The sequence below is a fragment of the Micromonospora sp. WMMA1996 genome, assembly GCF_002573675.1.
Lineage (GTDB): Bacteria > Actinomycetota > Actinomycetes > Mycobacteriales > Micromonosporaceae > Micromonospora > Micromonospora sediminicola.
Genome location: NZ_PDHU01000001.1, coordinates 241,679 through 259,555, shown reverse-complemented (window position 1 = coordinate 259,555; position 17,877 = coordinate 241,679). Strand labels below are relative to the sequence as shown.

21 protein-coding genes are annotated in these 17,877 nt (G+C 75.1%); 14 read left to right on the top strand and 7 right to left on the bottom strand.

What is annotated here, in order from left to right:
* Positions 1 to 65: 65 nt before the first annotated feature.
* From COO58_RS01275 to COO58_RS01265, 3 genes are all read left to right on the top strand, one after another.
* The gene (locus COO58_RS01275; protein WP_098746017.1) at positions 66 to 1,304 is read left to right on the top strand and encodes a sensor histidine kinase; all 1,239 of its coding nucleotides are present in this window, start codon (positions 66 to 68) and stop codon (positions 1,302 to 1,304) included.
* A gap of 173 nt (positions 1,305 to 1,477) precedes the next feature.
* Positions 1,478 to 2,149 carry a response regulator transcription factor gene (locus COO58_RS01270; protein ID WP_098743493.1) on the top strand — a complete coding sequence of 224 codons (672 nt, stop codon included), beginning with the start codon at positions 1,478 to 1,480 and terminating at the stop codon, positions 2,147 to 2,149.
* A 120-nt stretch (positions 2,150 to 2,269) separates the two neighbouring features.
* Entirely contained in the window at positions 2,270 to 2,758 is a 489-nt protein-coding gene (locus COO58_RS01265) for a hypothetical protein (protein ID WP_091581154.1), read from the top strand.
* Positions 2,759 to 2,872: 114 nt separating this feature from the next.
* Here the strand turns inward: COO58_RS01265 and COO58_RS01260 are convergent, their stop codons facing one another.
* Complete coding sequence (locus COO58_RS01260) at positions 2,873 to 3,649, bottom strand: D-Ala-D-Ala carboxypeptidase family metallohydrolase (protein WP_091581150.1); 777 nt, start codon at positions 3,647 to 3,649, stop codon at positions 2,873 to 2,875.
* A gap of 302 nt (positions 3,650 to 3,951) precedes the next feature.
* Here COO58_RS01260 and COO58_RS01255 point away from each other — a divergent pair, with 302 nt between their 5' ends.
* Positions 3,952 to 4,593: a hypothetical protein gene (locus COO58_RS01255; RefSeq protein WP_098743491.1), complete on the top strand. Its 642-nt coding sequence runs from the start codon at positions 3,952 to 3,954 to the stop codon at positions 4,591 to 4,593.
* Positions 4,594 to 4,624: 31 nt separating this feature from the next.
* A complete protein-coding gene (locus tag COO58_RS01250) occupies positions 4,625 to 5,089 on the top strand; it encodes a PPOX class F420-dependent oxidoreductase (protein WP_098743490.1) in 465 nt (154 codons plus the stop codon).
* On the opposite strand, the gene COO58_RS01245 is transcribed toward COO58_RS01250, so the two are convergent.
* Positions 5,090 to 5,731 carry an NAD(P)-dependent oxidoreductase gene (locus tag COO58_RS01245; protein ID WP_091581137.1) on the bottom strand — a complete coding sequence of 214 codons (642 nt, stop codon included), beginning with the start codon at positions 5,729 to 5,731 and terminating at the stop codon, positions 5,090 to 5,092.
* Between the two features lie 53 nt (positions 5,732 to 5,784).
* Positions 5,785 to 7,017 (bottom strand): serine hydrolase, encoded by a 1,233-nt coding sequence (locus COO58_RS01240; RefSeq protein ID WP_091581134.1) that lies wholly within the window; start codon positions 7,015 to 7,017, stop codon positions 5,785 to 5,787.
* Between the two features lie 65 nt (positions 7,018 to 7,082).
* On the opposite strand from COO58_RS01240, the gene COO58_RS01235 reads away from it, so the two are divergent.
* The 7 genes from COO58_RS01235 to COO58_RS01205 all read left to right on the top strand — a co-directional run bounded on the left by COO58_RS01235 (position 7,083) and on the right by COO58_RS01205 (position 12,082).
* Positions 7,083 to 7,676, top strand: coding sequence for a pentapeptide repeat-containing protein (locus COO58_RS01235; protein WP_098743488.1), 594 nt, complete (start codon positions 7,083 to 7,085; stop codon positions 7,674 to 7,676).
* Positions 7,677 to 7,729: 53 nt separating this feature from the next.
* Complete coding sequence (locus tag COO58_RS01230) at positions 7,730 to 8,182, top strand: pyridoxamine 5'-phosphate oxidase family protein (RefSeq protein WP_098743487.1); 453 nt, start codon at positions 7,730 to 7,732, stop codon at positions 8,180 to 8,182.
* 206 nt (positions 8,183 to 8,388) lie between these two features.
* Complete coding sequence (locus tag COO58_RS30560) at positions 8,389 to 9,699, top strand: hypothetical protein (protein ID WP_098746015.1); 1,311 nt, start codon at positions 8,389 to 8,391, stop codon at positions 9,697 to 9,699.
* A gap of 151 nt (positions 9,700 to 9,850) precedes the next feature.
* On the top strand, positions 9,851 to 10,723 hold the full coding sequence (locus COO58_RS01220) for a hypothetical protein (protein WP_245666853.1): 873 nt from the start codon (positions 9,851 to 9,853) through the stop codon (positions 10,721 to 10,723).
* 77 nt (positions 10,724 to 10,800) lie between these two features.
* On the top strand, positions 10,801 to 11,238 hold the full coding sequence (locus tag COO58_RS01215) for a nitroreductase family deazaflavin-dependent oxidoreductase (protein ID WP_091581120.1): 438 nt from the start codon (positions 10,801 to 10,803) through the stop codon (positions 11,236 to 11,238).
* Between the two features lie 100 nt (positions 11,239 to 11,338).
* Entirely contained in the window at positions 11,339 to 11,680 is a 342-nt protein-coding gene (locus COO58_RS01210; RefSeq protein ID WP_091581117.1) for a DUF1330 domain-containing protein, read from the top strand.
* 90 nt (positions 11,681 to 11,770) lie between these two features.
* Positions 11,771 to 12,082: a hypothetical protein gene (locus COO58_RS01205; RefSeq protein WP_091581115.1), complete on the top strand. Its 312-nt coding sequence runs from the start codon at positions 11,771 to 11,773 to the stop codon at positions 12,080 to 12,082.
* Positions 12,083 to 12,098: 16 nt separating this feature from the next.
* Here COO58_RS01205 and dacB read toward each other — a convergent pair whose 3' ends face one another.
* Positions 12,099 to 13,682, bottom strand: coding sequence for a D-alanyl-D-alanine carboxypeptidase/D-alanyl-D-alanine-endopeptidase (dacB, locus tag COO58_RS01200; RefSeq protein WP_098743485.1), 1,584 nt, complete (start codon positions 13,680 to 13,682; stop codon positions 12,099 to 12,101).
* 76 nt (positions 13,683 to 13,758) lie between these two features.
* Complete coding sequence (locus COO58_RS01195; RefSeq protein WP_091581106.1) at positions 13,759 to 14,475, bottom strand: MIP/aquaporin family protein; 717 nt, start codon at positions 14,473 to 14,475, stop codon at positions 13,759 to 13,761.
* A gap of 241 nt (positions 14,476 to 14,716) precedes the next feature.
* On the opposite strand from COO58_RS01195, the gene COO58_RS01190 reads away from it, so the two are divergent.
* Complete coding sequence (locus COO58_RS01190) at positions 14,717 to 14,998, top strand: iron-sulfur cluster biosynthesis family protein (RefSeq protein ID WP_091581101.1); 282 nt, start codon at positions 14,717 to 14,719, stop codon at positions 14,996 to 14,998.
* Between the two features lies 1 nt (position 14,999).
* Here COO58_RS01190 and COO58_RS01185 read toward each other — a convergent pair whose 3' ends face one another.
* Together COO58_RS01185 and COO58_RS01180 are read right to left on the bottom strand one after the other, a co-directional pair.
* Complete coding sequence (locus tag COO58_RS01185) at positions 15,000 to 16,100, bottom strand: hypothetical protein (protein ID WP_176558714.1); 1,101 nt, start codon at positions 16,098 to 16,100, stop codon at positions 15,000 to 15,002.
* 137 nt (positions 16,101 to 16,237) lie between these two features.
* Positions 16,238 to 16,951 (bottom strand): PepSY domain-containing protein, encoded by a 714-nt coding sequence (locus tag COO58_RS01180; protein WP_098743482.1) that lies wholly within the window; start codon positions 16,949 to 16,951, stop codon positions 16,238 to 16,240.
* A gap of 154 nt (positions 16,952 to 17,105) precedes the next feature.
* Here COO58_RS01180 and COO58_RS01175 point away from each other — a divergent pair, with 154 nt between their 5' ends.
* Positions 17,106 to 17,873 (top strand): maleylpyruvate isomerase family mycothiol-dependent enzyme, encoded by a 768-nt coding sequence (locus tag COO58_RS01175; protein ID WP_098743481.1) that lies wholly within the window; start codon positions 17,106 to 17,108, stop codon positions 17,871 to 17,873.
* Positions 17,874 to 17,877: the final 4 nt, after the last annotated feature.

Sequence of the window (17,877 nt, the reverse complement as noted above, 5' to 3'; positions counted from 1 at the left end):
GTTCACCGCAGACGTCGACTTTGGTAGCTGGCAGCCGGTCCGGGCGGCTACCTACCATGGGGCGGGTGAGCAGCGCCGTCGTACCCGATCACCCCTGGCTCCTGCCGGGCTCCCTGGTGCCCGCCCGGGCCCCCCGGCGGACCCCGCGGGACTGGTTCGTCGACAGCCTGCTGTTCCTGGTCGCCCTGCTCTGGGTGCTGGTCGCGCACGAGGACGCGGTCAGCCGGGACCCCGAGTTCGCGCTCAACGTCGGTCCGGACTGGCTGATCGGGGTCGACCTGCTCGCCGGTCTGCTGGCGACCGTCGCGCTCTGGCTGCGCCGGCGCTGGCCGGTCGGGCTGGCCGTGGCCACCGCGCCGCTGACGTTCTTCTCGGTCACCGCCGGCGCCGCGCTGCTGATCGTGCTGTTCACCGTGCTGGTGCACCGCCCGCTGCCGTTGGGGCTGACCCTGGTCGGCTGGAACGTGGTCACCTCGCTGCCCTACATCGCGCTCCGCCCCGACCCGGCCATGCCGCTCTGGGCGGCGATGGCGTGGACCGTGCTGTTCCTCGGCATCGTGCTGGCGTGGGCGCTGTTCGTCCGGGCCCGCCGCCAGCTGGTGCTCTCGCTGCGCGACCGGGCCGAGCGGGCCGAGGCCGAGCAGCAGCTCCGGCTCGAGCAGGCCCGGCACCTGGAACGTGGCCGGATCGCCCGGGAGATGCACGACGTGCTGGCCCACCGGATCTCCCTGCTCAGCCTGCACGCGGGCGCGCTGGAGTTCCGTCCGGACGCGCCGCCGGAGGAGGTCGCCCGGGCGGCCGGGGTGATCCGGGCCAGCGCGCACGCCGCGTTGCAGGACCTGCGCGAGGTGATCGGTGTGCTGCGGGCCGAGGTGAGCACCGAGGCCACCCCGGAGCGGCCGCAGCCGACGCTCGGCGACGTGCCGGCGCTGGTGGCGGAGAGCCGGGACGCCGGGGTACGGGTCAGCGTGGTCGACGAGGTGACCGAGCCGGCCGAGGTGCCGGCGGCGATCGGGCGCAGCGCGTACCGGATCGTGCAGGAGGGGCTCACCAACGCGCGCAAGCACGCGCCCGGTGCGGTGGTGACCGTCCGGCTGGCCGGCGGCCCCGGCGACGGGCTGGCGGTGGAGATCCGCAACCCCTGGCCGGTGGGCGGGCCGGTCACCGCCATCCCCGGCACCGGCACCGGGCTGGTCGGCGTCGCCGAGCGGGTCACGCTGGCCGGCGGACGCCTCGACCACGGCCGGGACGCCGACGGCGACTTCCGGCTGACCGCCTGGCTGCCCTGGGCGGTGGCCTCGTGAGCGCGAGGAGCGAGCCGGGTCTGCGAGCCCCGCAGTCGCGATCAGGGGGAGCCTCGTGAGCGCGAGGAGTGAGCCGGGTCTGCGAGCCCCGCAGTCGCGATCAGGGGGAGCCTCGTGAGCGCGAGGAGTGAGCCGGGTCTGCGAGCCCCGCAGTCGCGATCAGGGGGAGCCTCATGACCGGGTCCGTGCGGGTGCTGATCGTGGACGACGACCCGCTGGTCCGGGGCGCCCTGTCGATGATCCTCGGCGGCGTGCCCGACCTGACGGTGGTCGGCGAGGCCACCGACGGGGCGGAGGTGCCGGCGGCCGTCGCCGCCCACGCGCCGGACGTGGTGCTGATGGACATCCGGATGCCCCGGGTGGACGGGCTGGCCGCCACGGAGGCGTTGCGCGCGACCGCGGAACCGCCCGAGGTGCTGGTGCTGACCACGTTCGACGCGGACGAGCAGGTGCTGCGCGCGTTGCGCGCCGGGGCGAGCGGCTTCCTGCTCAAGGACACCCCGCCGGCGGAGATCGTGGCCGCGGTACGCCGGGTGGCGGCCGGGGAGGCGACGTTGTCCCCGGCGGTGACCCGCAAGTTGATCGCGCACGTGACCGCCGCCGCGCCGGCCCCGAGCCCGGATCCGAAGCGGGACCGGGCGGTACGGCTGCTGGGCGGGTTGTCGGAGCGGGAGCGGGAGGTCGCGCTGCTGCTCGGCCGGGGGCGTACGAACGCGGAGATCTCCGCCGAGCTGTTCATGAGCGTGGCGACGGTGAAGGCGTACGTGTCCCGGCTGCTGACCAAGCTCGACCTGAACAACCGGGTGCAGGTGGCCCTGCTGGTCCAGGACGCCGACCTGGTCTGACAGCGGTCACCGCATACCGTCTCGCGGGATTGAACTGTCGCCGTTTCCGGGCCGTACCAGTGGTCGAGGATGTGGTGCGGCCGGTCCGCCGCACCGCTGCCGAGCTGCGGGAGGCCTGCCGTGCGAGTTGGTGAGCAGTCGACGGATCCCATCGACCAGATCCTGGGCGAGGTGCCGATGCCGGCGCCGTTGACCCCGGAGGACGTCCGCCTCGCGGTCCGGGCGGTGGTGGTGCACGCCGCCGAGGAGTGGCCCGCGGGGCCGAAGTGCCGCAACGACGGGGCGGCGTTCCCCTGCCGGTTGCACCGTTGGGGGCGCCGGGTGCTGGAGACGCACGGCCTCAACGAGCGTCAGATCGACGCGCTGATCCGGCACGGCAATCCGTTCGTGCACGTACCGTTCCCGTTCGTGCTGGGCGGCCCGTCGGCCCGTCCGGCCGCCGGCCAGCCCGCCCGGCCGGGCGCCCCGGGCCAGCCGGCCCGGTCCGCCGCCCCGGCCGCGCGGGGTCCGGTGCCACGGGTCGCCGCGCCGCCGGTGCGGCCCGGTCCGCGACCCGTCGCCGGGCGGCCCGCCCCGGTCGCCCGGCCGCGTTGGCCCCGGGCGAGCTGACGCCCGTCCCTCGGGTCGCGACGTGGCGTCGGCCGCGCCGCACCGGGGTCACGCCGGCGGCGGCCCGACGCGGGGAGCCCCCACCCCCGCGCCGGGCCGCCGTCGCCGTCCGGGTCAGTTGACCGCGCAGTCCGGTGCCGACCAGTCGGTGGTGTTCGCCGTCTTGTCCTTGGTGTTCTCCCGGCGCGAGTCCACGTGGGTGTGGTCGTCGTGGTCCGGGTAGCCGGGGCCGTAGATGCCGCTGAAGCCCTGGTCCCGGGCCGAGCGGGCGATCTCGCAGAGGGTCCGGTCCCGCGAGGTCAGGTCGGCCGCGTTGCCGTAGAGGTGCTGGCTGTCCGCGGCGCCGCCGACCTGCTTGTTGCAGGCGATGCTGCGGAATCCGCTGGAGACGTAGAGCGGCTTGTCGCCGAGGCTGCGCCGCAGCGCCTCCAGCTTCCACATGGTGCGGACCGCGTTCTCCCGGGTGGCGGACGACGAGAGCGGGCCCCCGCTCCACCCGCCCTTGCCGCAGCCGTTGTCCAGCTCGCTGTAGCTGAAGTGCTTCGGCGTGCAGTCGTCGTCCTGGAGGCCGTAGATCTTGGCGAAGGTCTGTGGTCCGGCCACGCCGTCGGCGCGCAGGCCGTACGCGGACTGGAAGCGCTTGACCGCGGCGGCTGTCTCCGGGCCGTACTTCCCGTCGATCCGGACGACGCCGGCGTATCCGGCCCAGCCGGCCACCCGGATCTGGAGCTGCCGGACGTCCTCGCCGGAGCGTCCCTGGGACAGGGTGCGGGGCCAGGTGTAGCAGCCGTCGGCGTGGGCCGCCGGTGCGGCGACGACCGTCGCGACGGCGGCCCCGGGCAGGGCCAGCGCGAACGCGACGGCCGCCCGCTTCAGGGTGTTGACGCGCACAGGAGTCCTCCCGATGAGAGCGGAACTGGGGTCGGGACGGGCACATCGACCGCTACGTCCCGTCCTTCTCACCGTGACAGCCGGCGGGAGTCTTCGTGGTGATTAGCGGAAATTGTTCTCGCGTTTACTCATTGCTGGGCATTGCCTGTGAATAGTGACGTTTTGCGAATCGGACGGCCGGGCACCATCCGCGCGCGGGGTGACACCGAGGGTGATGTCGCCTGTCGGACGGGGGCGGTAACGTCTGCTGCCGGGCCCGGGGGCGACCAGGGCGGCGACCCTCGTGGGCGGGGAGGTGGGCGTTGGCGCGTGGCGGCGTGTTCTGCGTCGAGGGGCAGTGGCACCGTGACCTCAACGAGCGGGGCTCGGTCCTGCCCACCCTCGACCTGCTCGAACGGCTGGGCCGGATCCGCTACATCCACAAGGACGCCGCCACCCGCGACGAGTTGTTCTACTTCCTGGACCGGTGGCTGCTCAAGCAGTACGCGGACCACCGGGTCGGCTTCTTCGCCATGCACGGCGAGCCGAGCCGGCTCTGTCTCACCGACTGGGACTCGGTGGAGCTGGCCGACGTGGCCGAGCGGATGGCCGGCCGCTGCGAGGGGCGTCGCCTCTACTTCGGCAGCTGCTCGGTGCTGCGTGCCTCGGACGCCGCGCTGCGCGGGTTCCTCGACGTCACCGGCGCGGCGCTGGTCTGCGGTTTCACCCGCGAGGTCGACTGGGTCGAGTCGGCCGCCTTCGAGACCGTGCTGCTCGACGTGCTGGCCAACGGGCAGCGGCACAACGCCGCCGAGCTGCGGATGGGCTCGGCGCACTGGGCACCGCTCGCCGCGTACCTCGGCTTCCGGGTGATCTACGCCAACGGCCGCGCCTGGCGGCCGCCCGCGCGCCCGCGTGTGCCGGAACAGGTCTCCCCGCGGCGGGCCGCCGGCCGCCCGCGCTGAGATGCGGCCGCCGGCCTGGTAGAACCGAGGGATGCCACGCAGCATCGCGCGCAACACCCGGGTCGACCGGGACGCCCTGACCGAGTTCCTCCGCCCCCGGCACCGCGTCGTGCTGATGACGACCCGCTCCGACGGCCGCCCCCAGTCCTCCCCGGTCTCCTGCGGGGTCGACGCAGAGGGCCGGCTGGTCGTCTCCACCTATCCGGAGCGGGCCAAGGTGGCCAACATCCGCCGCGACCCGCGCGTCTCGGCGTGCGTGCTCTCCGACGACTGGGACGGCCCGTGGGTGCAGGTGGACGGCACGGCCGAGGTGCTCGACCTGCCCGAGGCGCTGGAGCCGCTGGTGGACTACTTCCGCAGCATCTCCGGGGAGCACCCGGACTGGGACGAGTACCGGGCGGCCATGGCGAAGCAGGGCAAGTCGCTGATCCGGGTCACGATCTCCTCCTGGGGTCCGATCGCCACCGGCGGCTTCCCGGCCCGGCTGGCCGACTGATCAGTACGCGGCGGTGAACCGCGCGTTGCCGAACCTCGGGTTCTCGATCTCGTCGACGATCGCCACCGCCAGGTCCTCGTAGGTGAGCACCGAGCGTCCCTGCGCGTCGGTCACCGGGTGGTCGGTGCCGGTGCGGTAGAGCCCGGTCCGCTCGCCCGGGTGGAACTCCAACGGCGGCGGGGACACGTACGTCCAGGTCACCCCGTCGGCGCTGGAGCGGTAGAACTCCAGCGCGTCGGCCTGGCCCTCGGCCGAGTCGCGGTAGTCGGCCGGGAAGTCCGGCTCGTCCAGGTAGCGGGTGCCCTTCGGGGTGAGCAGCGTCGCGCCGCCGCCGACGTGGATCACCCGGGGCGGGTCCGGCAGCTCGCGCAGCGTGTCGACGAGCGTCCGGGCGGCGTCGCGCCACAGCGCGCGTTCCCCGCCGCCGATGGCCACCACGACCACGTCCGCCTCCTCGGCCAGCTCGCGTACGCTCCGCGCCGAGGTGGCGTCGCCGGTGACCGTGCGGACGCCCGGCGGCAGGTAGCCGACGGCCTCGGGGCGGCGTACCGCCGCGGTGACCCGGTGCCCCCGCTCGACCGCCTCGGCGGCGATCCGGGAGCCCGCCGTCCCGCCGGCGCCGAACACGACGATGTCGCTCATGCCTCACAGGCTAGGCAGCGGGCCGCCGGGCGGGTGCCGTTCCGCCGAACCGGTCAGTCGACGAGCGCCGAGTAGACGAGCTGGCGCAACTGGCCGCGCAGCGGATAGGTGCTCGACGGCATGAGCTGGGTGAACAGCAGCGCGGTGACCTCCTCCACCGGGTCCACCCAGAACGCGGTGCTGGCCAGGCCGCCCCAGTAGAACTCGCCCACGCTGCTGGGCACCCGCGACGGCACCGGGTCCAGCACCACGGCGAAGCCCAGCCCGAAGCCGATCCCGTCGAGGACGGTTTCGCTGAACCCCTCCGGGGAGAACGAGGCCAGGTCCCGGCCGCCGGGCAGGTGGTTGCGGGTCATGAAGCGCAGCGTGCGGGGGCCGAGCAGGCGGACCCCGTCCAGCTCGCCGCCGCGCAGCAGGAACTGGGTGAAGCGGTGGTAGTCGGCGGCGGTGGAGACCAGACCGCCGCCGCCGGAGTGCCAGCTCGGCTCGGCCAGCGCGGCTCGGCCGACGCCGTCGGCGCGTACCGCCTGGCCGGTCGCCGGGTGCGGGGCGTAGAGGGCGGCCAGCCGCTTGGCGTCCGCCGCGTCGACCCACCAGCGGGTGTCGGTCATCCCGAGCGGGCGCAGGATCCGCTCGGCGAGGAACGCGTCCAGCGACTGCCCGGAGACCACCTCGACCAGGCGGCCCAGCACGTCGGTGGAGACGCCGTAGTTCCAGCTCGTGCCGGGCTGGAAGAGCAGCGGCAGTCGGGCCAGGCCGGCCGAGGCCGCGGCGAGGTCCGCGCCGGCCGGCACGCCCAGGTCGAAGCCCGCCGCCCGGTAGAGGCCGTCGACCACCGAGACCTGGGCGAAGCCGTACGTCAGGCCGGCGGTGTGGGTGAGCAGGTGCCAGATCCGGATCGGCTCGGTCGCCGGCACGGTGTAGGGCTTGAGCACGGAGCCCTTGTCGTAGACCCGGACGTCGGCGAACTCCGGCAGCCAGCGGCTGACCGGGTCGTTGAGCTCGAACCGGCCCTCCTCCCAGAGCATCATCGCGGCGACCGAGGTGATCGGCTTGGTCATCGAGTAGATGCGCCAGAGCGTGTCCGCCTCGACCGGCGTGCCGGCCTCGCGGTCCCGCAGCCCGTAGGTGGCCGAGTGGGCGATCTCGCCCCGCCGGGTGACGACGATCTGCCAGCCGGCGAGCCGGCCGTCGTCCACGTAGCGGGCGAAGTGCTGGTCGATCCGCGCCAGCCGGGCGGGGTCGAAGCCGACGCGGTCGGGCTCGGTGCTCACTGCGACACTCACGACGCGAACCTACCGGCCGGTACGGCGGGCGGGAAGTGTCGGCCGCCCACACTAGTGTCGGCGGCATGCCCGAACCGGTCGAGGACGTCACCTACCGCCAGCAGGACTGGTACGCGGAAGACCTGGTCGACCGCCACTTCGTGCGCTGCGAGTTCTTCGACGTCGACCTGACCGAGGCGGTCAGCCGGGGCGCGGTCTTCACCGAGTGCGTCTTCGGCTCCGTGGCGTTCAACGCCTCCCGGCACACCGACTCGGCGTTCACCCGGTGCTCCTTCACCCGGTGCAACCTGTTCGAGGCCGAGTTCACCGGCTGCAAGCTGGTCGGCAGCACCTTCGACCGCTGCGACCTGCGCCCGCTGCGGGTCGACCGGGGTGACTGGTCCTTCGTCGCACTCCCCGGCGCCGACCTTCGCGGCGCGCGGTTCACCGACGTACGGATGCGCGAGGCCGACCTGAGCGGGGCCGACCTGACCGGCGCGGTGCTCACCGGCGTCGACCTCTCCGGCGCCCAGTTGCACGCGGTCAAGCTGACCCGCGCCGACCTGCGGGGCAGTGACCTGTCCGCGCTCGACCCGACAGCGGTGGAGCGGGCCGGCGCGCGGATCGACGCCGAGCAGGCGGTGCTGCTGGCCCAGGCGCTCGGCTTCCAGGTCGGCTGAGTTCGCGGGAAAAGACGCCGCGCCCTGTCAGGTTTCCCGGACAGACTGGGCCGATGACGTGGTGGTCCGACCTGGTGGCGTCCGAGCCCGACTTCGCGGCGCGGGTGCGGGCGCGTTTCGCGGTCCGCAAGCACGGCACGATGGCGACGCTGCGGCGGGACGGCTCACCCCGGATCAGCGGCACCGAGGTCGACTTCGGCGACGACGGGCAGCTCCGGCTGGGCAGCATGGCCGGCGCCGTGAAGGCTCTCGACCTGCGACGTGATCCTCGGGTGGCGGTGCACAGCCCGACCGAGGACACGCCGCCGGACGATCCGTCCGCCTGGGGCGGGGACGCGAAGATCGCCGGCCGGGCGCACGAGGAGCCGCCGGCCGAGGACGGCTCGCACCGGTTCCGGGTCGAGGTGACCGAGGTGGTGCTGACCCGGGTCGGGGACCCACCGGACCACCTGCTGATCGAGAGTTGGCACCCGGACCGTGGGCTCCGCCGCCGCGAGCGGCGCTGACCCGGCCTGGATCACCCGCCACCTCGGGGAAGTGGCGGCAACCGGTCCGTTCGGAAGGGGCCACCCCGCCGGAACGGCGGCGGGCGCGCGGCGACTGTCGGGAAATTGGCCTGGGTCGACGGCTTCTCGACGATCGAGGGGTGTGTCATCCTGCCCTGCGGCGAGCCACGGTGACGGCCGCCGGCGCGGTGGCCGAGGGAGGGTCCGTGGCCGAGGACGAACTCACGCAGTCCGGAATCCGGGTCGGCGGCTGGCTGCCCGCCGTGCCGGACGGGCCGGCCGGCACGCCGCCGGCGCCCGCCGGGCCCCGCCGCCTGCCTGGCGATCCGGACCTCCCCGCGGGCCCGCCGGCCGGTCCGGAACCCCCGACGGCGGAGCACGGGGGTGACGCGCCCGTGGTCGACGCGGTGCCGGCGCACCCCGCCGTCGGCGGGTCCCCGCTGGTCGGACCCGTACCGACTGGGCCGGTACCGACCGGGCCGGTACCGACCGGGCCCGGACCAGTCGGCCCGGCGCCCGCCCGATCGTCGGACGACGGCGGCGGCATCGCGACCCGGGGCGAGCCGGCGTCGTCCCACCTCGACGGGGCGTGGGACGGGAGAACGCCGGGTCGGCACTCGGCGCCGGAGAGTCTCCGCGCCCGGCTCGCCGACCTGGCCGGCCCGCTCACCGCCCGGGTGCGGGCGTGGTCCGCCCGGCTGCCCGAGGCCGCGCGCCCCGGGCCGGCGTCGGCGCCTGACCAGCCGGCCACCCGGGTGGCCGCGGCCCGCGCCCGGCGGCGACGCCGACGGGTCGTCCTCGCCACCGCCGCGCTGACCGTGACGGTGGTGGCGCTGGCGTACGCGGCGCGGTCGCCGGAGCCACCGGCCGGACGGCGCCCGGGCCCGCCCGCGGCGGCGCCGACCGCGTCGACGCCGGCTCCGACGGCGGCGCCCCCCACTGTGGTGCCGGACACCGGCGGTCCGGCCCTGCCCGGCGGGCCGCTGCTCGACCTGGACCAGGAACCGGTGCCCCCGTCGGTGTCGCTCAGCCTGCTCGGCACCCGGGACTGGCGGCAGTGGGGCGGCACCGGCGCGGACAGCGTGCAGCGCAAGCAGCGCGGCACCGGCGAGATCGAGGACCCGGGCGGTGACCGGCTGGAGCACAACGCCGGGGTCGCGGCCCTCGGTTGGACCGATGGCACACCCACCGCGCGGCAGGAGGGCACCCGGGCGGGTGTCTTCCAGCGCGGCGCCGGGAAGACCTTCACGCTCGCCGTGGCCGGCAGCGGGGATCTGCGGACGGTGCGGCTGTTCGTCGGCGCGTTCTCGGCCGGGGCGCGGCTCGACGTGTCGCTTCCCGGCGGCCGCGACCCGGCCGTGCGGGAGGTGGCGCTGGCCCGGGGCGACCGCTTCTACCAGTACGTGATCCACTTCCGGGCGCCGCGTGGCCAGCGCCTGCTGATCACCTGGCGGGCGCTCACCGTGACCGGCGGGGAGAACGACGGGGTGTCGCTGGAAGCGGTGACGGTAAGCTGAGCGACCGCGTTGCCGGACCGGTACCGCTTGGTAACGAACTGGAAACGCCCGTCGGCCCACATATGGCGCAAAGGGCTGTCCGGTGACACCGTGAAGCCCGTCGCGCTCCGGTGGCCCCTCGACGGCGCCGGGTGACCGAAGCGGAGGGTGTGTGGGCGAGGAGGATCGTTCGCGAACCGGCCCCGGCTCGCACCGTGAGGGCCGCCCGAACACCCGGTCCGCGCTGCGCCGGCTGCGGCGCCGGCGACGGCTGGCGCTGGAGGGCCTGGCCGCGTTCCTCTGCCTGGCCGCGCTGGTGGCCTACCTGGGCACCGAGCACCACGACACACCCCGCGAGGAGAGCGCGGCGCTGCCGGTGGCGCCGACCGGCCGGGTCGGGCTGCCGAGCGAGGGGGACGGCGCGGTCGCCACCCCCGGCCTGCGGCCCCGACAGCGGCCGCCGTCGCCGAGCCCGTCGCCGTCCACGGTGGCCCCGTCCCCGGTGGCCCCCACGCTCGCGGTCAGCCGCGCCGAGGTGCCGGCCACCGTCGACCTCAGCGCCGTCGGCGCCGTCGACTGGGTCCACTGGGGACTGCTCGGCGCCGACCGCACGGTGCGCAAGCGGGGCGGCTCCGGCGCGATCCGGGACGAGGGCGGCCGGGGGCGGCGGGAGAGCTACAGCAACAACCCGGAGGAGTACGCCTGGCGCGACGGCGTGCCGGTCGGCTCGGCCAGCGGCACCATGTCGGGCGTCTACACCTGCGACCGGGGCAGCGGCTTCACCCTGGCCGTAACCGCCGACGGGCAGCCGCGCACCCTGCACCTCTACGCCGGGCTGTGGATGGCCCGGGGCCGGCTCGACGTCCGGGTCGCCGGCGGCCCGGTCAGCACGGTCCGGATGGAGGATCCGCACACCGCGCTCACCGCCGACTTCACCATCCGCTTCCGGGCTCCGCGCGGCGCGAAACTGCTGCTGAGCTGGACCGTGGAGGAGTCGCTCGGCCAGTGCGGGAACGTCAGCCTCCAGGCCGCCGCGCTGCGCTGATCGACGATCGCCGGGTGCCCGGCCCGGGCCGGCGGTACCGTGGGCCGGACCAGCCCGAACGATCTCCGGAGCGACCGATGACCACCAGCGAGCAGGTGCGCGACAGTCCCGAGGGGTGGGTCGCCGACCACATCCGGCGCTATGTGGAGACCGGCGGTGCGGAGGGGCACGAGTGGCGGCCCGGGGTGTTCACCCTGCTGCTGACCACCCGGGGCCGGCGCTCCGGTGACCTGCGGCGCACCGCCCTGATCTACGGCCAGGACGGCGACGCGTACCTGGTGGTCGCCTCGCGCGGCGGATCGCCGCGGCATCCGGCCTGGTATCTGAACCTCCTCGCCGACCCCGAGGTCACGGTGCAGGTCGGCCCGGACACCTTCCGGGCGCGGGCGCGCACCGCCACGCCGCCGGAGAAGCCGCGCCTGTGGCGTGCCATGACCTCCGTCTGGCCGGCGTACGACGAGTACCAGACGAAGACCGACCGGGAGATCCCGGTGGTGGTGCTGGAGCGGATCTGACCGCGCTTACCCGCCGGGTAATCGACCGGGCGCGGACGCCCGCGCAGAATCGGTGGCACCTGCCGCGTCGCGAGACCGGCGCCGTCACCGGGGAGGAACCATGCCTGCGTTCGCGCTCGCCAGCCTGCGTCCCGCGCAGCTCAACGAGGAGATCCTGGAATACATCGAGAAGGTGCAGTCCACCTTCGCGCCGTTCGGCGGGCGGTTCCGGGTGCACGGCGCCGAGCCCGAGGTCCTGGAGGGGACGTGGCCGGGCACCGTGGTGATCGTCGAGTTCCCGGACGTCGAGCGGGCCCGCGCCTGGTACGCGTCCCCGGCGTACCAGGAGATCCTGCCGCTGCGGACCCGGAACATCGAGGGGGAGACGATCATCATCGACGGGGTCGGCCCGGACTACGACGCGGCCCGCACCGCCGCCCGCATGCGGGCCGCCCGCGGCTGACCCGCCGGGACAGTTTGTCCGTCGCGTCGGGAGCGGGGCGTCGTACGTTTTCGACGTCCCGCCCGACCATCCTCAGTGGAGGAACGACCGATGAGCCGCCCCGCGCCCGTGGCCCCCGCCCGCCCGTCCCCCGACGGCGGCGTGCTGCGGGAAATCCCGCTGCCGCCGTACGTGACGGTCGAGGACGTCCAGTTCGCGGTGCGGGCGGTGGTGGTGCACGCGCCCCGGTCCTGGTCGGGCGGGACGATCTGCCGCAACGACGCCAGCCCGCACCCGTGCCGCCTGCACAGCTGGGGCCGTCGGGTGCTCGCCCTGCGCGGCCTGCCGCCGGCCGAGATCGACGCGCTGGTCGAGCGAGGCGACCCCACCGCCGACCCGCGCCCCTACCGGCCGGGGGCCTGAGCGCCCGGGCCGCCGGTCAGCAGAGGGCCGGCTTGACCCAGGAACACTCCCGCCCCTCCGGCACCCGGGGTGAGTCCGGCGCGGTCGGCACCGTCATCCGGGCCGTGGTCGCCCCCTTCTCGGTGTAGGTGGCCAGCGCGATCGCGATCTGGTCCTCCAGACCCTTGACCGACGAGGTCAGGTAGTTGTTGAGCACGATCGAGAAGGCCAGCAGCCGGCCGTCGGCGTCGGTGACGTAGCCGGAGAGGCCGGACGCGCCGGTCAGGCTGCCGGTCTTGGCGTGCACGTTGTCCGCGGCGGCGGTACCGACCATCCGGCTGCGCAGTGTGCCGCCGACGAACCGGTCCGGGTTGCCGGCGACCGGCAGGGCGGCGTACCAGGTGTCGAACCAGGGCTCGGCGCGGACCGCCGACAGCAGCGTGACGAACTGGGCCGGCGGGACGAGGTTGCGCCGGGACAGCCCGGAGCCGTCGCGCTGCCGCAGCGTCCCGGTGTCCACCCCGGCGTCCCCGGCGTACTCGCCGATGGCGGACAGGCCGGCGGTCCAGGTGCCCGAGCCGGAGAGGACCCGGCCCAGCTCCTTGGTGAGGACCTCGGCGTGGCCGTTGTTGGAGAGCTTGAGGAACGGCACCATGAGGTCGGCCAGCGGCATCGAGTCGTGCCGGGCCAGCGGCCGGGCGGTGTCCGGGGTGGCCGCGCCGAGCACGGTCCGGCCGAGCACCCGTACGCCGTGCCGGCGCAGCGCGGACCGGAAGACGTCGGCGGCGTAGCCGGTCGGCTCCCAGACCGTCACCCAGTCGCTCTCGGTGGCCTGACCGACCCCGATCTGCCCGGTCACCACCACGGTGTTGCCGCCGTGCTCGCGCTCGATGGAGATGGTCGTCTCGCCCCCGGCGACGGTCTGGGCCCGGTTGTCGACGCGCAGCCAGCCGTTGTCCGGGGTCATCGAGATCTTCGGCCGGGAGCCGGCCCGCGGCCCGGGCTCGGCGTGGACGATCACCGTGCCGGCGTCGTAGTCGGTGTCCGGGGCGACGGTCAGCGCGGACACCTGCGCCGCGTAGTAGTAGGGCTCGTCGTCCCAGGTCCAGTCCGGGCCGAGCCGGCTGCGGTCGTAGCGGGTGTCGTCGGCGACCAGGTCGCCGGTCACCACCCGGACGCCCGCCGCGGCGACCTGCTCGGCGAGCTGGTCGTAGTCCGCCGCCAGCATCGTCGGGTCGCCCCCGCCACGCAGGTAGAGGTCGCCGGAGAGCAGCCCGGCGCGACGCGGTCCGTCGGTGCTCACGTCGGTGGTGAAGCGGTGCCCGGGGCCGAGCAGCTCCATCGCGGCGGTCGAGGTGAGCAGCTTCGTGTTCGAGGCGGGGACGAGCCGCCGCTGCCCGTTGCGGTCGTAGAGGGTGCGGCCGGTGGCGGCGTCGACCACGACCACGCCGGCCTGGGCGCCGTCGAGTCGACTGTCGGCGAGGATCGCGTCGATGGTCGCGTGCAGCCGGGTCTGCGCGGGGGTGGGCGCTTCGGCCGTGGCGGTGGTGGGGCCGGCGGCGGCCGCGGTGGCGACCAGCACCGACACCGCGAGCGCCCGGGTGAAGAGACGGCGATGCATGTGTCGATGCTGCCATGGAGTTTTCCTGCGGGAAAGACTCCGCGGCGAAAGGTTATTGCCAACCGCCGGCGCTGCCTCAGGGGCGCGGGGTGGCCACCCGCTCCGCCGGTCCCGGACCGTCCGCCCCCCGGCGCAGGATCAGCGGCGCGACCAGGGCGGCGAGCGCGCCGCCCAGCAGCGGGAAGACGATGAACACCCAGAGTTGGCGCAGCGCGGTGCCGCCCTGGAACAGGGCCGGACCGAAGGACCGGGCCGGGTTGACCGAGGTGCCGTCGAGGGTGAGGCCGACCAGGTGCGCGGCGGCCAGCGCGAGACCGATCGGGACCCCGGCGAACGCGGCGTGCTCGCCGCGGCCGGTCACCACCAGCACCACCAGGACGAAGAGGAACGTCAGCACCGTCTCCAGCACGGCGGCGCCGCCCAGGTTGATGTGCGCGCCGTACCCGTTGGTGCCGAGCGCGCCGGTCTGGTCGACCACGTCACCCCAGCGGGTGAGTGCCCAGATCACGAACGCGGCGACGGTGGCGCCGGCGAACTGGGCGATCCAGTACGCCACCGCGCCCAACGGGGAGATCTTCCCGGAGAGCAGCACGCCCAACGTGACCGCCGGATTGATGTGGCTGCCGGAGAGCGGCCCCATCGTGTACACCAGCGCCAGCATGGTGAAACCGAAGGCCAGGGCGACCACCACCACGCCGCCCTGGACCCGGGCGAAGACGGCACTGCCCACGCCGAAGAAGATCAGCAGCAGCGAGCCGAGGAACTCGGCGACGTACCTGCGCGGGTCGTCCATGCCCCGAGCTTATGGATCCACCGACCCGCCGGAGGGGAAAACCCCTGTTCACGCCGACCGCGGCCGATCCGCCGACTCCATTTGACGGATCCCCGTCCAGGGGGCACCGTGGGTGGGGAGGGGCCGTGTACCGCCCCGCTTCCGTGCGGCGAACGGTGGTTCGCCCACTTCCGGGTCGCGAGCCGACCGCGTGGGCCGTGTCGCCCGCGAATCCCGAAACCCAGCCATGAGGAGTTCCGCCATGCTGACCATGACCGACAACGCCGTCCTGGTGATCCGAGACCTCGCCGCCCAGCAGGACGTCGCCGACGCGGGCGGGCTGCGGATCGCCGCCGACACCGAAGCCGGCGCGCTCTCCATCGAGCTGGTGCCCGAGCCCGTGCAGGGCGACCAGGTGGTGGACACCCAGGGGGCCCGGATCTTCCTCGACTCCGATGCCGCCGAACTGCTCAACGACACCTCGGTCGACGCGGTCGTCGACGAGGAGGGCGTCGTCCAGTTCGGTTTCACCGAGCAGGAGTGACTCAACCGGCGCGGCGGGCCTCCCCGCCGCGCTGCCGGCCGGCGCGTCCCCGCTCCGGGGCGTCCCGGCCGGCCCACGGCGACCCCTCGCGCCGCTCCCGGTCCGGACCGGCGAGCGCGGCCAGCACGTGCGCCAGGTGGTGCGACGTGCTCCAGGCGATCCAGTTGGCCGCCGAGCCCGCGCCCGCGCCGCGCCGGGCCCGGCGCAGGATCTCGTGGTCGCCCCAGGAGAAGCCGGCCCCGGCCGCCGGCCAGTGCGGGGCGGCCACCAGCGTCCGGCACAGGTCGGCGAAGCGTTCGTCGCCCCGCCCGCCCCGCCGGGACCAGCGGTAGACCCACCACGCGTCCTCCGCCGTCCACCGCACCGTCGGGAACCGGTCGCCGGGGGCGTCCGCCCCGCGCGCCGCGCAGCCCACGCCGTAGTCGCCGTAGCCCAGGCGGAGGTCGGCCAGGCGCTGCCAGAGCAGCCAGTCGTAGCGCTCCAGCCGCACCGGCTCGTCGGTGGGGAGCCGGGACAGCGCCGGTGGCATCCCGCCCGCCGCCACGGTCACCGAGCGCCAGGCGTGCCGCCGCGCCCACTCGGCCGCGCGGCGCACCCGCGGCTCGGCCAGCCGGAAGTCGGCGGGGCAGCACACGTCCCCCGCGTCCAGCAGCAGGTCGCACTGCTCCGGCATCAGCCCGGTCGACCGCCACACCCGCTCCACCGCGGCGGTGGTGGCGTCCGGACCGGCCCGGTCCGGGCCGGTCCGCAGCCGGATCACGGCCCGCCGCGCCCAGGCCCGGGCCGCGACGCCGTGGGCGGCGAGCCGTCGGTCACTCTCCGCGAGGCCGATCACCGGCACCAGCGGTACGCCCCAGCGCACCGGATCGTGTTCCGGGGCGTCCGGCAGCGCCGACACGTCGACGGCCGGCAGCAGACCGGCGGGAAGTCGACCGAGAGCATCCGGTGTGGACGGATCGTCGGGCGGGACGTCGACGACCGGGGCGAGCAGCGCCGCAGCGGCGTCGTCGAGGTGGGCCAGGGCTTCCAGTTCACCCCGCCGGCCGGCCAGCACCGGGCGGTAGACCGGGTCCGGCCGTCGAGCTCCGGGTGCGGGCACCATAATTCAATGTAGCGGGGCGATTGCTCTCCGTCACCAGAATCTGGCCCCGCTGCCGGTCGGCGGCCTCCCGCCGCAGGAACGTCGTCGGGGCCGGACGCGGACCCCGCCGCGTTCCGGCCCCGACAACCGGTCGCCGGTCAGTCGTCGTCGCCGTGGTCGTCGTGCCGGTCGTGCGTCCCGCGGCTGTCGTCCCGGCCGCCGTCGTCGTCCCGGCCGCCGTCGTCGTCCCGGCCGCCGTCGTCGTCCCGGCCGCCGTCGTCGTCCCGGCCGCCGTTGTCGTCCCGGCCCCGGTCGTCGGCGCCGGCCCGCTCCCGCTCGACCTCCAGCACGGTGCCGGTGCCCCGGTCGACCTTCACCTCGTGCCGCCAGCCGTCCCGGTCCACCTTGACGCTCCACGCCGGACGGCCGTGCTCGGTCTCCGCCTCGACCTCGGTGACCCGGCCGCCCCCGGTCCGGGCCAGCGCCACCTCGGCCGCGCGCTGCCGGCTCACCGTGCCGCCGGTCGCCGCACGGGTCGCGTCGTCGTCCACCCCGCGTCGGGCCGGGTCGTCCTCGCCGCCCCCGGCGGTGTCGTCGGCGCCCCGTCGGGCCGGGGCGTCCTCGCCGACGGCGCCCGGGCCGGCGGTGGCGTCGTCGTCCACCCCCTGCCGCTCCGGGTTGTCCTCGCCGGACGCGCCCGGCCCGGTCGTGTCGTCGGCCCCCTGCCGGGCCGGGTTGTCCTCGACCGTCACGGCCGCCGGCGCGGTCGGCCCGTCCGACCGATCGGCGGCGGTCACGCCGAGCGCCGCGCCGGCCACCGCCAGCACCGCCACGCCACCGGCCGCCGCCAACACCAGGGAAGTTCGTCGCATGTCGCCACCTCTCCTCGATTCCTGGCGTCGAGACTGCGCCCCGCACGGTCGCCGTCGCGCTAGCCGAGGGACAAGGCCGGGTTAAGGCGGGAAGACCGGGCCGGCCGGGGGAAAAGCGGTTGCCCGGTGACCGGTCAGGGGGATGAATGGGCGGGTGCACGAGACCCTGGAGTTCCCCGCGCTGCTGCGGCTGATCGACGAACGGTCGGCGGCCTTCCGCGCCGCGGTGGCCGCCGCGCCCGACCTCGACCTGCCGGTTCCGACCTGTCCGGAGTGGACGCTGTTCGACCTGGCGCGGCACCTGGGGGAGGGGCGTCGCTCCTGGGCCGCGACCGTCGCCGCGGGACCGGACGCCCCGGGCCGGATCATCCCGGAGGGACCGGCCGCGCCCCGGGAGCGCGAGGCCCTCCTGGCCTGGCTGGCGGACTCGACGCGGCACCTCGTGGACGCGTTGCGGGACGCCGGCCCGGACCGGGGCTGCTGGACGTGGTGGGCCACGTCGCAGTCACCGCAGACCTGTGGCGCCGTCGCCCGGCACCAGCTCCAGGAGATCGCCGTGCACACCTACGACGCCCAACTCACCGTGGGCGCGCCCCGGCCGCTGCCGGACGACGTGGCGCTCGACGGCGTCGAGGAGTTCCTGTCCACCTGCTGCACGACGACGGCCGGCTGGCCGCACGGGCCCGCCGCGGTCGACTACCACGCCACCGAGGGCCGCTCCTGGCGCCAGCGGCTCTCCGCGGACGGCGTACGCGCCGACCGCCTGCCCGGCCCCACCGACGCGGGCGCGGCCGACGTCTCCGCCCGGGGTACGGCCGGCGAACTGGTCCTGGCCTTCTACGGCCGGATTCCGATGGACTCGCTCGACCTCGAGGGCGACCGCGGCCTCTTCGACCTGCTCGACGAGTGGGAGCCGGAATAGGCGG

Bases quoted from the DNA above. Each gene is read 5' to 3' on its own strand.
- COO58_RS01270 (WP_098743493.1), top strand. From the start codon at position 1,478: ATGACCGGGTCCGTGCGGGTGCTGATCGTGGACGACGACCCGCTGGTC.
- COO58_RS01250 (WP_098743490.1), top strand. From the start codon at position 4,625: ATGCCACGCAGCATCGCGCGCAACACCCGGGTCGACCGGGACGCCCTG.
- COO58_RS01245 (WP_091581137.1), bottom strand. From the start codon at position 5,731: ATGAGCGACATCGTCGTGTTCGGCGCCGGCGGGACGGCGGGCTCCCGG.
- COO58_RS01235 (WP_098743488.1), top strand. From the start codon at position 7,083: ATGCCCGAACCGGTCGAGGACGTCACCTACCGCCAGCAGGACTGGTAC.
- COO58_RS01230 (WP_098743487.1), top strand. From the start codon at position 7,730: ATGACGTGGTGGTCCGACCTGGTGGCGTCCGAGCCCGACTTCGCGGCG.
- COO58_RS01215 (WP_091581120.1), top strand. From the start codon at position 10,801: ATGACCACCAGCGAGCAGGTGCGCGACAGTCCCGAGGGGTGGGTCGCC.
- COO58_RS01210 (WP_091581117.1), top strand. From the start codon at position 11,339: ATGCCTGCGTTCGCGCTCGCCAGCCTGCGTCCCGCGCAGCTCAACGAG.
- COO58_RS01205 (WP_091581115.1), top strand. From the start codon at position 11,771: ATGAGCCGCCCCGCGCCCGTGGCCCCCGCCCGCCCGTCCCCCGACGGC.
- dacB (WP_098743485.1), bottom strand. From the start codon at position 13,682: ATGCATCGCCGTCTCTTCACCCGGGCGCTCGCGGTGTCGGTGCTGGTC.
- COO58_RS01195 (WP_091581106.1), bottom strand. From the start codon at position 14,475: ATGGACGACCCGCGCAGGTACGTCGCCGAGTTCCTCGGCTCGCTGCTG.
- COO58_RS01190 (WP_091581101.1), top strand. From the start codon at position 14,717: ATGCTGACCATGACCGACAACGCCGTCCTGGTGATCCGAGACCTCGCC.
- COO58_RS01185 (WP_176558714.1), bottom strand. From the start codon at position 16,100: ATGGTGCCCGCACCCGGAGCTCGACGGCCGGACCCGGTCTACCGCCCG.
- COO58_RS01180 (WP_098743482.1), bottom strand. From the start codon at position 16,951: ATGCGACGAACTTCCCTGGTGTTGGCGGCGGCCGGTGGCGTGGCGGTG.